The 13214-nt window shown below is 67.8% G+C and carries 12 protein-coding genes; 5 read left to right on the forward strand and 7 right to left on the reverse strand.

Annotated elements, in window-relative coordinates:
• Positions 1–7: 7 nt before the first annotated feature.
• The 3 genes from lpxB to AC30PD_RS13055 are packed head-to-tail and all read left to right on the forward strand — an operon-like array spanning position 8 to position 2547.
• Positions 8–1168: a lipid-A-disaccharide synthase gene (gene lpxB / locus AC30PD_RS13045; RefSeq protein ID WP_489536080.1), complete on the forward strand. Its 1161-nt coding sequence runs from the start codon at positions 8–10 to the stop codon at positions 1166–1168.
• Positions 1140–1757, forward strand: a complete 618-nt coding sequence (gene rnhB / locus AC30PD_RS13050) for a ribonuclease HII (RefSeq protein WP_489536081.1) — start codon at positions 1140–1142, stop codon at positions 1755–1757. The genes lpxB and rnhB overlap by 29 nt, the downstream gene beginning before the upstream one ends.
• Before the next feature lies 1 nt (position 1758).
• Entirely contained in the window at positions 1759–2547 is a 789-nt protein-coding gene (locus AC30PD_RS13055) for a TrmH family RNA methyltransferase (protein WP_489536082.1), read from the forward strand.
• 4 nt (positions 2548–2551) lie between these two features.
• On the opposite strand, the gene ppsR is transcribed toward AC30PD_RS13055, so the two are convergent.
• Positions 2552–3373, reverse strand: a complete 822-nt coding sequence (gene ppsR, locus AC30PD_RS13060) for a posphoenolpyruvate synthetase regulatory kinase/phosphorylase PpsR (RefSeq protein ID WP_489536083.1) — start codon at positions 3371–3373, stop codon at positions 2552–2554.
• A 228-nt stretch (positions 3374–3601) separates the two neighbouring features.
• Here ppsR and ppsA point away from each other — a divergent pair, with 228 nt between their 5' ends.
• Positions 3602–6013 (forward strand): phosphoenolpyruvate synthase, encoded by a 2412-nt coding sequence (ppsA, locus tag AC30PD_RS13065; protein ID WP_489536084.1) that lies wholly within the window; start codon positions 3602–3604, stop codon positions 6011–6013.
• 3 nt (positions 6014–6016) lie between these two features.
• On the opposite strand, the gene moeA is transcribed toward ppsA, so the two are convergent.
• Genes moeA through AC30PD_RS13095 form a run of 6 tightly spaced genes read right to left on the reverse strand, consistent with a single transcriptional unit; the run spans position 6017 to position 11060 of the window.
• Positions 6017–7312: a molybdopterin molybdotransferase MoeA gene (gene moeA, locus AC30PD_RS13070; protein ID WP_489536085.1), complete on the reverse strand. Its 1296-nt coding sequence runs from the start codon at positions 7310–7312 to the stop codon at positions 6017–6019.
• Positions 7309–7830: a GNAT family N-acetyltransferase gene (locus AC30PD_RS13075; RefSeq protein ID WP_489536086.1), complete on the reverse strand. Its 522-nt coding sequence runs from the start codon at positions 7828–7830 to the stop codon at positions 7309–7311. Before AC30PD_RS13075 ends, moeA begins: the two co-directional genes overlap by 4 nt.
• The gene (gene mobA / locus AC30PD_RS13080) at positions 7823–8422 is read right to left on the reverse strand and encodes a molybdenum cofactor guanylyltransferase MobA (RefSeq protein WP_489536087.1); all 600 of its coding nucleotides are present in this window, start codon (positions 8420–8422) and stop codon (positions 7823–7825) included. Before mobA ends, AC30PD_RS13075 begins: the two co-directional genes overlap by 8 nt.
• 10 nt (positions 8423–8432) lie before the next feature.
• Entirely contained in the window at positions 8433–9233 is an 801-nt protein-coding gene (locus AC30PD_RS13085; protein ID WP_489536088.1) for a phytochelatin synthase family protein, read from the reverse strand.
• A 16-nt stretch (positions 9234–9249) separates the two neighbouring features.
• On the reverse strand, positions 9250–10377 hold the full coding sequence (moaA, locus tag AC30PD_RS13090) for a GTP 3',8-cyclase MoaA (RefSeq protein ID WP_489536089.1): 1128 nt from the start codon (positions 10375–10377) through the stop codon (positions 9250–9252).
• Between the two features lie 53 nt (positions 10378–10430).
• Entirely contained in the window at positions 10431–11060 is a 630-nt protein-coding gene (locus tag AC30PD_RS13095; RefSeq protein ID WP_489536090.1) for a C40 family peptidase, read from the reverse strand.
• Positions 11061–11293: 233 nt separating this feature from the next.
• Here AC30PD_RS13095 and AC30PD_RS13100 point away from each other — a divergent pair, with 233 nt between their 5' ends.
• Positions 11294–13207: a propionate--CoA ligase gene (locus AC30PD_RS13100; RefSeq protein ID WP_489536091.1), complete on the forward strand. Its 1914-nt coding sequence runs from the start codon at positions 11294–11296 to the stop codon at positions 13205–13207.
• The last annotated feature ends 7 nt before the right edge of the window (positions 13208–13214 follow it).

Genomic DNA, 13214 nt, shown 5'->3' on the forward strand with positions numbered 1-13214 from the left:
TGAAGGCATGGAATCCAACGCACCTCGGTTGGCGATGGTGGCAGGCGAAGCCTCGGGCGACCTGCTCGCGGGCTTGTTGCTCGGTGGCCTGAAAGCACGCTGGCCGAACCTGCACGCGGCCGGCATCGGCGGCCCCAAGATGGCAGCGCAGGGCTTCGACGCCTGGTGGCCGCACGACAAGCTCGCGGTGCACGGTTATTCGATGGAAGTGCTGCGCCGCTACCGCGAGATCTCTGGCATCCGCACCCAACTGGCCGAACGTTTGCTTCGCGCCGATTCGAAAGACCGGCCCGACGCCTTCATCGGTGTCGACGCACCCGACTTCAACCTCGACCTCGAAGCGAAGCTGAAGGCGCAGGGCATCAAGACGATCCACTTCGTCAGCCCGTCGATCTGGGCCTGGCGCGGCAAGCGCATCCAGAAGATCCGGCAGGCCGCCGATCTGGTGCTGTGCATCTTCCCGTTCGAGCCGCCGATCTACGCCAAGCAGGGCATCGCAGCCAGCTACGTCGGCCACCCGCTCGCCGACGCCATCCCTTTCGAGGTGCCACGCGCCACGAGCCGCGCGGCGCTCGGCATCGGCGCCGAAGAAACCGTCGTGGCGCTGCTGCCCGGCAGTCGTCGCGCCGAGGTGCAGTACATCGCGCCGCTGTTGCTCGCCGCTGCCTCAGAGATGAACCGCCTGCGACCCGGTTTGCGTTTCGTGTTGCCGGTCGTGCCAGGCCTGCGCCATCTGGTCGAGCCGTTGCGCAAACAGCGCGCGGCCGACGTGAACATCGATCTGCTCGACGGCCAGTCCCACGAAGCGCTCGCGGCCTGCGACGTGACGCTGATCGCCAGCGGCACCGCCACGCTCGAGGCCGCGCTGTTCAAGCGGCCCATGGTCATCACCTACGCCATGCACGCGCTCAGCTGGCAGATGATGAAGCGCATGAAGTACCAGCCCTGGGTCGGCCTCCCCAACATCCTGCTCAAAGACTTCGCGGTGCCCGAACTGCTGCAGGGCGACGCCACGCCCGAGCGCCTGGCCCACGCCGCGCTGGCCTGGCTCGACGACGCGCCACGCTGCGAGGCGCTGCGCCTGCGTTTCGAAGGGCTGCACCGCGAACTGCAACGCAACACCGCCGTGGCGGCCACCGATGCGATCGAAAAACTTCTGGCGGGCTGAGCAGCTCGACCTGAGCTTCGTCGCACCCGGTGCCTTGCACGCGGGGGTCGACGAGGCCGGCCGCGGCCCGCTCGCCGGGCCGGTGGTGGCCGCGGCGGTCATCCTCGACGACCTGCAGCCCATCGATGGCCTGAACGATTCGAAGGTGCTGACACCGCGCCGCCGCGAGTTGCTGTTCGACCAGATCCGCGCGCGTGCCTTGTGCTGCAGCATCGCGCAGGCCAGCGTCGAAGAGATCGACACGCTGAACATCCTGCAGGCGACCATGCTCGCAATGCAGCGTGCCGTCGACGGGCTGCGGCTGCGACCGCACCGCGTGCTGGTCGACGGCAACCGGCTGCCGATCCTGAAGGTGCCCGCCGAGGCCATCGTGCGCGGCGACGCCACGGTGAGAGCGATCTCGGCGGCGTCGATCCTGGCCAAGGTGTTCCGCGACCGGCTGTGCGTGGAGTTGCACGCAGAGCACCCGCAGTACGGCTTCGACGGCCACAAGGGTTACCCCACGCCGGCACACCTCGCGGCCCTGCGCGAGCACGGCGCGTGCGCCCATCACCGGCGCAGCTTTGCGCCCGTGCGTGAAGTGCTCTGACATGGCCGAGCCTGCCGCGGCGGTCAAGCACATCACGTCGCGCGATAACCCGCTGTTGGCGCGCCTGCGCAAGCTCGCCGCCGACCCGACGGCCTATCGCAAGCTCGGCACCGTGTGGATCGAGGGCGAGCACCTGTGCTCGGCCTTCGTGCAGCGCGGCGGTGCGGCCCTGCAGGCGGTGATCACCGAAGAGGCCTGGCAGGTTCCGGCGCTGCAGCAACTGGCGAGCACCGCGCCCGCGGTGGTGGTGATTCCGGCGGCGCTGATGGCCACGCTGAGCGCGCTTGAGTCACCGGCGCCGGTGGGCTTCGTGCTGTCGTGGGCCGGGCCGGGGCAACTTGAACCGGCGCAGCCGAGCGTGGTGCTCGATCGGCTGCAGGACGCTGGCAACGTGGGCAACATCCTGCGCAGCGCCTCGGCCTTCGGCTTCACGCAGGTGGTCGCGCTCAAGGGCACGGCGGCGCTGTGGTCGCCCAAGGTCTTGCGCGCCGGCATGGGGGCGCACTTCGCGCTGCGGCTCGTCGAAGGCGTGCCCGAAGAAGCGCTCGTGACGTTGCAGGTGCCGCTGCTCGCCACCAGTTCGCACGCGCAGCGCCTGATCCAGCACGCGCAGCTGCCCTGGCCTTGCGCCTGGGTCATGGGCCACGAAGGGCAGGGCGTGTCGCCGGCATTGGTGCCGCTTTGCGCCGAGGTGCTGGGCATTCCCCAGCCGGGCGGCGAAGAGTCGCTCAACGTGGCCTCGGCCGCCGCCGTGTGCCTGTACGAATCGGCGCGTCAGCGCCCTCGATAGGGGCTCAGTACATCAGACGGTCGGGTCTCAGGTCGCGCAGGATCGTCGTCGCGATCTCCTCGATCGACTTGTGCGTCGACGACAGCCAGGCGATGCCTTCGCGCCGCATCATCGCCTCGGCCTCCTTCACCTCCTGGCGGCAGTTCTCGATCGACGCGTACTTGCTGCCGGGCCGGCGCTCGTTGCGGATCTGGCTCAGGCGTTCGGCGTCGATGGTCAACCCGAAGCACTTCTTCTTGTAAGGCGCCAGCGAAGAAGGAATCTGCCCGCGGTCGAAATCTTCGGGGATCAGCGGGTAGTTGGCCGCCTTGATGCCGTGCTGCATGGCGAGGTAGAGCGAAGTCGGCGTCTTGCCGCTGCGGCTCACGCCGACCAGGATCACATCGGCCTGCGCCAGGTTCTTCGACGACTGGCCGTCGTCGTGCGCGAGCGAGAAGTTGATGGCCTCGATGCGGTCGGTGTATTCCTGGCTCTTCGACACGTCGGCAAAGCGGCCGATGCGGTGGTTCGAGGTCATGCCGAATTCGGCTTCGAGCGGCTCGATGAAGGTGTTGAACATGTCGAGCACCAGGCCCTTCGACTCGCTCTTCACGATCGCCAGGATTTCCGGGTTCACGAGCGTGATGAAGACCACCGGCTTGCGGCCTTCGGTGTCGGCCGTGTGGTTGATCTCGCGCAGCACCTGGTGGGCCTTGTCGGCGGTGTCGATGAACGGCCGGCGCACGTGGCGCGGCCGAACAGCGAACTGCGAAAGAATGGAATTGCCGAAGGTCTCGGCCGTGATGCCGGTACCGTCGGAGATGAAAAAGACTGTGCGGTTGGCCATGGTTGCGAAGGCGGCGCCGGTTCGTGGGGGGTGGGCTCGATGATAGGCAGTTCGACCCTAGAATCAGCCCCACGCTTCCATTCCGCACCCGATGAACGCCGCCCCCACCCCCGCAGAAGCCCCCTCGGGCCGGGCGTGCACACGGGCCGCCGTGACCCTCGAGCCCCGCTCGGGTCGCCGCCGCTGCGACGCAGAAGCACCGGTTTTTCACCATCCTGGAGCTTTCCCATGTCTAGCAACCCCCTGGCGACCGCCCTGGTCGCCCCGTTTGAACACCTGAGAATGACCGACGTCGAGGCGGTCGGCGGCAAGAACGCCTCGCTCGGCGAAATGATCAGCCAGTTGGCCGCTTCGGGCGTGCGGGTGCCGGGCGGGTTTGCCACCACGGCCCACGCTTTCCGGCAGTTCCTGAAGCACAACGGCCTGACCGAACGCATCGAAGCGCGGCTGGCGACGCTCAACACCGACGACGTGCGCGCGCTGGCGGCCGCCGGCGCCGAGATCCGCCACTGGATCGAGACCACGCCGTTCCCACCAGAGCTCGACGCGGCCATCGCGGCCGAGTTCGCCAAGCTGACGGCCGGCTCGCCCGGCGCGTCGTTCGCGGTGCGCTCCTCGGCCACCGCCGAAGACCTGCCCGACGCGTCGTTCGCCGGGCAGCAGGAAACATTTCTGAATGTCGTCGGCATCACCGAGGTGCTGGCGAAGATGAAAGAGGTGTTCGCCTCGCTCTACAACGACCGCGCGATCAGCTACCGGGTGCACAAGGGCTTTGCGCACAGCGACGTGGCGCTCTCGGCGGGCGTGCAGCGCATGGTGCGCTCCGACCTCGGCGCCGCCGGCGTGATGTTCACGATCGACACCGAAAGCGGCTTCAAGGACGTGGTGTTCATCACCTCGAGCTACGGCCTCGGCGAAACGGTGGTGCAGGGCGCCGTGAACCCCGACGAGTTCTATGTGCACAAGCCCGCGTTGCGCGCCGGCAAGCACGCGATCATCCGGCGCAACCTCGGCTCCAAGCTGATCAAGATGGAGTTCGCCACGCCCGAAGAGAAGGCCACGAGCGGCCGGCTGGTCAAGACCGTCGACACGGTGCACGAGCACCGCAACCGCTTTTCGCTGACCGACGCCGACGTGACCGAACTCGCCGGCTACGCGCTGACCATCGAGCAGCACTACGGCCGCGCGATGGACATCGAATGGGGCAAGGACGGCGCCGACGGCAAGCTCTACATCCTGCAGGCGCGGCCCGAGACCGTGAAGAGCCAGCAGGAAGGCAAGGTCGAGCAGCGCTACAAGCTCAAGAGCAGCGGCACCGTGCTGGCCGAAGGCCGCGCCATCGGCCAGAAGATCGGCACGGGCCCGGTGCGCATCGTGCACAGCCTGGCCGACATGGACACGGTGCAGGCCGGCGACGTGCTCGTCACCGACATGACCGACCCGAACTGGGAGCCGGTGATGAAACGCGCGTCCGCGATCGTCACCAACCGCGGCGGGCGCACCTGCCACGCGGCGATCATTGCGCGCGAGCTCGGCATTCCGGCCGTCGTGGGCTGCGGTGACGCGACCGATGTGCTGAAAGAAGGCGCGCTCGTCACCGTGGCGTGTTCCGAAGGCGACACCGGCTACATCTACGACGGCCTGCTCGAAACCGAAGTGACCGACGTGCAGCGTGGCGACATGCCGGCCTGCAAGGTCAAGTTCACGATGAACGTGGGCAACCCGCAGCTGGCCTTCGACTTTGCGCAGATGCCCAACAGCGGCGTGGGCCTGGCACGGCTCGAGTTCATCATCAACAACAACATCGGCGTGCACCCGAAGGCGATCCTCGACTACCCGAACATCGACAGCGACCTGAAAAAGGCGGTCGAGAGCGTGGCGCGTGGCCATGCTTCGCCGCGCGCTTTCTACGTCGACAAGCTGGTCGAGGGCATCGCCACGATCGGCGCGGCGTTCTGGCCCAAGCCGGTCATCGTGCGGCTCTCTGACTTCAAAAGCAACGAGTACCGCAAGCTGATTGGCGGCTCGCGCTACGAGCCGGAAGAAGAGAACCCGATGCTCGGCTTCCGCGGCGCGTCGCGCTACGTGAGCGAGACCTTCGGCGAAGCTTTCGCGATGGAGTGCGAGGCGCTGAAGTTCGTGCGCAACGAGATGGGCCTCACGAACGTCGAGATCATGGTGCCCTTCGTGCGCACGCTCGGCCAGGCCAAGGCCGTGATCGGCATGCTCGCCGAGCGGGGCCTGAAACGCGCGGCCGAAGGCGGCACCGACGGCCTGAAGATCATCATGATGTGCGAGGTGCCGAGCAACGCGATCCTGGCCGAGCAGTTCCTCGAACACTTCGACGGCATGTCGATCGGCTCGAACGACCTGACGCAGCTCACGCTCGGCCTCGACCGTGACTCGGGCATGGAGTTGCTGGCCAAGGACTTCGACGAACGCGACCCTGCCGTCAAGATGATGATCTCGCGCGCCATCAAGGCCTGCGTGTCGGCCGGCAAGTACGTCGGCATCTGCGGCCAGGGCCCGAGCGACCACCCCGACTTCGCCGACTGGCTGGCCGACGAAGGCATCGTGTCGATCTCGCTGAACCCCGACTCGGTGGTCGAGACCTGGAAGCGGCTGGCCTCGCGCCAGTAGGCTTCAGACCAGGCCGTCGAACGGCAACACGTCGACGGTCTCGCCGGCGGCCACGTTGCCTTGCCCGTGGTGCAGCACGACGAGGCCGTTGGCCTCGCTCATGCTGCGCAGGATGCCCGAGCCTTGCGAGCCGGTCAGCGTGACCTGGCAACTGCCGTCGGCGCTGCGGGTCACGATGCCACGCTGGTACTCGGTGCGCCCCGGCTTCTTGCGGATCGCCGCGGTGCTCGCGGCGCGTAGCATCGGCAGCGGGCTCGGGGCCGTGCCGCTCATCGCGAGCAGCGCGTCGCGCACGAAGGCGTAGAAGGTCACCATCACCGCGACCGGGTTGCCCGGCAGGCCGAACAGGATCGCGCCCGGCCCGCCGCCGCCCGCGTTGATGCGCCCGATCGCCATCGGCCGGCCCGGCCGCATTGCGATGCGCCAGAACAGCACGTCGCCGAGTTCGGCCATGACTTGTTTGGTGTGATCGGCCTCGCCGACGCTGACACCGCCCGACGTGATGACGGCATCGGCATTCGCCGCGGCGTGCTTGAAGGCCTGCGCCAACGCCACCGGGTCGTCGCGCACGACGCCGAGGTCGAGAACCTCGACGCCCAGGCGCTGCAGCATGCCCCACAGCGTGTAGCGGTTGCTGTCGTAGACGCAGCCCGCATCGAGCGGCTCGCCGAGCGAACGCAACTCGTCGCCGGTGGAAAAGAAGGCGACGCGCAAGCGCCGCAGCACCGGCACCTCGGCCTGGCCGAGCGAGGCCAGCATGCCCAGATCGGCCGGGCGCAGCAGTCGGCCGGTGCGCAAGGCGGCGTCGCCGCGGGCGAGGTCTTCGCCGGCGAGACGCCGGTTGTCGCCGGTGCGCACCACGCCGGCCGGCACATGCACACGCTCGCCGTCGACCTTCACGAATTCTTGCGGCACCACGGTGTCGAGGCCGGCCGGCATCACCGCGCCGGTCATGATGCGCACGCATTGGCCGGGCTGCACCGCACCACCGAACTGCTGGCCGGCGAAGCCGGTGCCGATCGAGGTGAGGACGGTGTCGCCTTCCGCAGCGAGGTCGCTGCCACGCAGCGCGTAGCCGTCCATCGCCGAGTTGTCGGAAGCCGGCACGTTGATGTTCGACACGATGTCGCGCGCGAGCACGCGCCCGAGCGCGCTGCGGATCGGCAGCATCTCGACCGCTTCGACGCGCGGCACGAGCCGCGCGATGAACTCCTGCGCTTGCGCCACCGGCAGGGCGTTCGGGTCGTAGCCGGCGACGCACGACGCGATCTCTTGCAATGAAGGGGGCAGCGGGCTCATAGGGTCAGAAACATGTGGTCCTTGGCGTGGTAGCGGCCGTCGACCTGGATGGCACGGGGCAGGGTTCCGAAACGCATGAACCCGGCGCGTTCGTAGAGGCGCACGGCGCTGGCATTGCCGGCCGTGACGGTCAGCGTCAGCATCTCCATGCCTTCGACGCTGCGTGCCACCGCGATGCCGGCTTCGAGCAAGCGCCGCCCGATGCCGCCACCTTGCAGTTCGGTGCGCACCATCATGCCGACCAGGTGGCCGATGTGGCAGACCTTGACGCGGGTATCACGCTCGCAGCCCAGCGTGCCGACGAGCTGGCCCGACTGCCAGGCGCCCAGCATGAAGCTGCCGCCACCCGGCTGCGTGAGCCCGAGCCGCGGCAGGTAACTCTGCGCGGTGCGCTGGCGTTCGGCCGCCGCGTCGGATGTGAAGGCTTCGGGGTGCGCCGCCAGCATGGTGTCGCGCAGCGCCTTGTACGCCGGCAGGTCGGCCGCGACCAGCGCATGGATGTCGACCGGCTCAGCCATTCGTTTGCAGCTTTTGCAGCTCGGCGGGCGTGTTGGCGTTGGCGAACGCGAGCGGGTCGTCGAAAGGCACCTCGACGCAGCGGTGCTGCGCGGTCCAGCGGTCGATCTTGCGCTGCCCGCTTTGCGTGAAGCGGATCAGGCTTTCCATCAGTTCCGTCTTCATCAGGCAGAAGACCGGCTGGGCCTGGAGCGTGCCGCCTTCGCGCGTGGCCGCCATCGCGATCTCGGCGCCTTCTGCTTCGAGCGCTGCCGCGAGGCGATCGACCAGATCGAGCGGGAACAGCGGCGAATCGCACGGCACCGTCACCATGTACGGCGTTTCGCAATGCTCCAGGCCGGCCAGAAAGCCCGCCAGCGGCCCGGCATAGTCGGGCAGGGCATCGGGCCACACCGGCACGCCCATGGCCTCGTAGGCGGCCAGGTTGCGGTTGGCATTGATCATCATCTCGCCGACCTGCGGGCCGAGGCGCAGCAGCGCATGCATCGCGAGCGTGCTGCCCTGGTGGTTCTGCAGGCCCTTGTCGACACCGCCCATGCGGCTGCCGCGGCCGCCGGCCAGGATCAGGCCGGTGATCTGTTCGGGCGGGATCACGGTTCGGCCTTCAACGTGCCTGCACGAGGATGTAGCCGCGGTTCTCGACCGTGTCGAAGGTGCGCATGCCGCGGATCAGCGAAGCGACCGGCATCCACACCCAGCCCGCGCTGGCCGGGTTCACGTCGAGCACCAGCACCGAGTCGGACTCGGCATCGAACGCGCCCAGCGGCGAGATGTGCGCGCCGCCGGTCTGGCCGACGTCTGAGCGGCGGTAATTGACGATCACGTAGTCGCCCGCGCGCTGCAGGTTGTCGGCGATTTCTCGGCGGATGTCGGCATCGGGCTTCTTGTCGTCGACGACCACGAGCGTGGTGGCGAGATCGTGCGCGCGCAGCAGCTCGTCGAGCTGGCGCAGCTGGTAGCCGAAGTCGCGGATCTGCTTGCCGTTGATCACGACCGGTTCGCCGAGCACCTGCGAGCGTGTCTTCAGGCCTTTGCCGATCACGTTGTCTTGCGTGAAGCGCGGCACCGACGGGTCGAAGCCGGGCGGCGCATATTGAAAGTCTTCGGGGCGCAGGCGGCTGCGGTCGCGTGGCAGGTCGGCGCTGCGGCCGCGCACCGTGTTGAGCACGATGGCGGTGGTGGTCGGGCCGCAGAAAGCGCCGTTCGATTGCGGCTCGAACTGGTTCGCCAGCGACGGGAAGTCGACCTTGGCGTTCGAGCGCACCAGCCGCGCCAGGCCTTCTTCGGAGCTGAAGGGAACGAGTGTTTGTGTCGCTGCCGCCCGTGCCTCGTCGCGCGCAACGGTCGCAGGCGCGGCACAGGCCGCCAGACAGCAGGCGAAAACGAGGTGGACGAACAGGCGCATCGCTTGCTCCGCAGCCTCAACCGCCGATGTAGTGCATCTCGACGCGGCGCTCGCGCGGCTCGACGCCGGCTGCGCCTTCGGCGCCGGCGGCCGTGCGCAGCTCGGAGTAACGGTCGTCGCGGCCCTGCCAGATCAGGCCGATCGCGCCGGCGATCTGCGCGTCGGTGTGGCCACCGCGCAGCAGCGCGCGCAGGTCGTGGCCGTGGCTGGCGAACAGGCACAGGAACAATTTGCCTTCGGTCGACAGGCGGGCGCGGTTGCAGTCGTGGCAGAAGGCCTGGGTCACGCTCGAGATCACGCCGACTTCGCCGCTGCCGTCCTTGTAGCGCCAGCGTTCGGCCGTTTCGCCGCTCACGTTCGCTTCGATCGGTTCGAGCGGGAATTCGGCGCCGATGCGCGCGACCACCTCGGCCGAGGGCAACACCTCGTCCATGCGCCAGCCGTTGGTGGCACCCACGTCCATGTATTCGATGAAACGCAGCACCACCGGCGTGCCCTTGAAGTGGCGCGCCATCGGTAGGATCTGCGAATCGTTGGTGCCACGCTTGACGACCATGTTGACCTTGATCGGGCCGAGGCCGGCCTTCTGCGCCGCCTCGATGCCTTCGAGCACTTCGTGCACCGGAAAGTCGGCGTCGTTCATGCGGCGGAAGATCGCGTCGTCGAGCGCGTCGAGGCTGACGGTCACGCGCTGCAGGCCGGCGTCTTTCAGCGCCTGCGCCTTGCGCGCGAGCACCGAACCGTTGGTGGTGAGAGTGAGGTCGAGCGGCTCGCCTTCGGGGGTGCGCAGCGCACTCAGCATGCCGATCAGGATCTCGAGGTTCTTGCGCAGCAGAGGCTCGCCGCCGGTCAGGCGGATCTTGCGCACGCCGTGCGCGACGAAGAGTTTGGCGGTGCGGGTGATCTCTTCGAAGCTCAGCAGCGATGAGTGCGGCAGAAAGTTGTAGTGCTTGTCGAACACTTCCTTCGGCATGCAGTAGCTGCAGCGGAAGTTGCAGCGGTCGGTGACCGAGATGCGCAAGTCGCGCAGCGGCCGGCCCAGCGTGTCGCCGAGCAGGCCGGTGGGCAAGGTGTCGACCAGCGGAATGCGCGGCAGGCTGGCGGCATAGCGCAGGTCGGCGAGGGGAATGACGCGGTCAGTCATGGCCCGATTGTGCCTGCGGAAGAACAACCCGGCCGGCTGCGCGGCCCGGCCGATCAGTGGTTGATCGGCGCCGGTGCAGCGCTGGTGCTCGCCGTGGTGTCGGGCGCCTGGGGCGCCAAGGCCGGCTCGGCGCGCCGCGCGCCGGTGAAGCGCTTGGCCCAGTAGGCGTAGCGCATGTCTTCCACGCGCACCTCGCCGCCGGTGCGCGGCGAGTGGATGAACTTGCCTTCGCCGACGTAGATGCCCACGTGCGAGAAGGTGCGCTTCAAGGTGTTGAAGAACACCAGGTCGCCGGGTTTGAGTTCTTCACGCTTGACCTTGATCAAGCCCGGTGCGGTGGCCTGTTCGTCGACACGGCGCGGCAAGACCAGGCCGACGCTCATCTCGAACACGTGGCGGGTGAAGCCGCTGCAGTCGAAGCCGCGCTCGACCGAACTGCCGCCGCGCTTGTAGGGCACGCCGAGAAAGTTCATGGCCGTGAGCACCATGTCGGAGGCCTTGTCGCGAATGCGGCTGACGAGGGCGTTCTCTGCCTTGGGCGCGGGCGCCTCGGCCGCCGGCGCCGTGAGCATGCCGTTTTCGATGAGATAACGGCTCACGCCGTCGACGGGTTCGGGGCTGGCCGACGCGGCCGCGCTCATGAGCACCAGCACGGTCGCGCACAGCCGGCGAACGGTGGTCATGGTGGCGGGCCAGGGTTTCAGCATCGCGCGCAGGATACGTGAAGGCCCGGGGCGCGTCAAACCAGAAAATCTCATATTCGACAATGACTTGGCGCTGATTTGTGAGCCGATGTGAGGCCGTGCGAACGCCGGTTGCGCTGTGCCCGATGCCCGGCTTGGTGCACCGTGCGTTGAAAGCTGCACGACAGCCAGCAGGCTTACGCTCCGGGCGCACCACAAAGAGACATCTCGCCATGACCGCTGCCAGCACGACCTCCTACGCCGAATTTCACCGCCGCTCTCTCGCCGACCGCGAAGGCTTCTGGTCTGAACAGGCGGCGTTGATCGACTGGCACACACCGTTCACGCAGGTCTGCGACACCAGCCGCCCGCCGTTCGCGAACTGGTTCGTCGGTGGCCGGACCAATCTGTGCCACAACGCTGTCGACCGCCACCTGAAAGACCGCGCCGACCAGAACGCGCTGGTCTGCGTGTCGACCGAGACCGACGAGGAGCGTGCCTACAGCTTCCGCGAGCTGCACGCCGAGGTGCAGTGCATGGCGGCGATCCTGTTGTCGCTCGGTGTGAAGCAGGGCGACCGCGTATTGATCTACATGCCGATGATTCCGCAGGCCGTGTTTGCGATGCTGGCCTGTGCGCGCATCGGCGCGATCCACTGCGTGGTGTTCGGCGGCTTCGCGAGCGGCAGCCTGGCCAGCCGCATCGACGACGCCGAACCGGTGCTGATCGTCAGCGCCGACGCCGGCAGCCGCTCGGGCAAGATCGTGCCGTACAAGCACTTGCTCGACGAAGCGATCCGGCTCGCGGCGCACAAACCGGCCAAAGTGCTGATGGTCGACCGCGGTCTCGCGCCGATGAAGCGTGACCCCGCACGTGATGAAAGTTATGCCACCTTGCGCGAGCAGCACCTGGATGCCGACGTGCCCTGCGTGTGGCTCGACTCCGACCACCCCAGCTACACGCTCTACACCAGCGGCACCACCGGCAAACCCAAGGGCGTGCAGCGCGACACCGGCGGCTACGCGGTGGCGCTGGCGGCCAGCATGAAGCACATCTTCTGCGGCGAGCCGGGCGAAACCTACTTTTCCACCAGCGACATCGGCTGGGTCGTGGGCCACAGCTACATCGTCTACGGCCCGCTGATCCACGGCATGGCGACGATCCTCTACGAAGGCCTGCCGACGCGCCCCGACGCCGGCATCTGGTGGCAGCTGGTCGAGAAGTACAAGGTCAGCGTGATGTTCAGCGCGCCCACGGCGGTGCGGGTTCTGAAGAAACACGACGAGAAATTCCTGAGCCAGTACGACCTGAGTTCGCTGCGCGCGCTGTTTCTGGCCGGCGAACCGCTCGACGAACCCACCGCACAGTGGATCGCCGGCGCCTTGGGCAAGCCGATCATCGACAACTACTGGCAGACCGAATCGGGCTGGCCGATCCTGACCATCGCCAACGGCGTCGAGAAGAAGCCGAGCAAGTTCGGCAGCCCGGGCGTGGCAATGTACGGCTACGACGTCAAGCTGATCGACGAGACGACGGGCGCCGAAGTCACCGAGCCGAACCAGAAGGGCGTGCTCGCGATCGAAGGGCCGTTGCCGCCCGGCTGCATGCAGACCGTGTGGCGCGACGATGCGCGCTTCGTGAAGACCTACTGGAGCGACTTCGCAGGGAAGCAGCGCTACAACACCTTCGACTGGGCGGTGCGCGACGCCGACGGCTACTTCTTCATCCTCGGTCGCACCGACGACGTGATCAACGTGGCCGGCCACCGCCTGGGCACGCGCGAGATCGAAGAGAGCATCTCCAGCCACGCTGCGGTGGCCGAGGTGGCCGTGGTCGGCGTGGCCGATGCCTTGAAAGGCCAGGTGGCGATGGCCTTCGTGGTGCTGAAAGACTCGGCGCTCGGCGCCGACCCCGCCGCGCGGCTCCGGCTCGAAGGCGAGGTCATGAAGACCGTCGACCAGCAACTGGGCGCGCTGGCGAGGCCCGCTCGTGTGCATTTCGTGACGCTGCTGCCGAAGACGCGCTCGGGCAAGATGCTGCGCCGCGCGATCCAGGCCGTGTGCGAGCGGCGCGACCCGGGCGATCTGACCACGATGGACGACCCGGCAGCGCTGCAGCAAATTGCCGACCTGATCGGGCCCGCCTGAGCCCGGC

Source organism: Rhizobacter sp., from assembly GCF_032229685.1.
Classification (GTDB): Bacteria; Pseudomonadota; Gammaproteobacteria; order Burkholderiales; family Burkholderiaceae_C; genus LMDS01.

Bases quoted from the DNA above. Each gene is read 5' to 3' on its own strand.
- AC30PD_RS13085 (WP_489536088.1), bottom strand. From the start codon at position 9,233: ATGCGCCTGTTCGTCCACCTCGTTTTCGCCTGCTGTCTGGCGGCCTGT.
- moeA (WP_489536085.1), bottom strand. From the start codon at position 7,312: ATGAGCCCGCTGCCCCCTTCATTGCAAGAGATCGCGTCGTGCGTCGCC.
- rnhB (WP_489536081.1), top strand. From the start codon at position 1,140: ATGCGATCGAAAAACTTCTGGCGGGCTGAGCAGCTCGACCTGAGCTTC.
- lpxB (WP_489536080.1), top strand. From the start codon at position 8: ATGGAATCCAACGCACCTCGGTTGGCGATGGTGGCAGGCGAAGCCTCG.
- ppsR (WP_489536083.1), bottom strand. From the start codon at position 3,373: ATGGCCAACCGCACAGTCTTTTTCATCTCCGACGGTACCGGCATCACG.
- AC30PD_RS13075 (WP_489536086.1), bottom strand. From the start codon at position 7,830: ATGGCTGAGCCGGTCGACATCCATGCGCTGGTCGCGGCCGACCTGCCG.
- moaA (WP_489536089.1), bottom strand. From the start codon at position 10,377: ATGACTGACCGCGTCATTCCCCTCGCCGACCTGCGCTATGCCGCCAGC.
- AC30PD_RS13095 (WP_489536090.1), bottom strand. From the start codon at position 11,060: ATGACCACCGTTCGCCGGCTGTGCGCGACCGTGCTGGTGCTCATGAGC.
- AC30PD_RS13100 (WP_489536091.1), top strand. From the start codon at position 11,294: ATGACCGCTGCCAGCACGACCTCCTACGCCGAATTTCACCGCCGCTCT.
- AC30PD_RS13055 (WP_489536082.1), top strand. From the start codon at position 1,759: ATGGCCGAGCCTGCCGCGGCGGTCAAGCACATCACGTCGCGCGATAAC.
- ppsA (WP_489536084.1), top strand. From the start codon at position 3,602: ATGTCTAGCAACCCCCTGGCGACCGCCCTGGTCGCCCCGTTTGAACAC.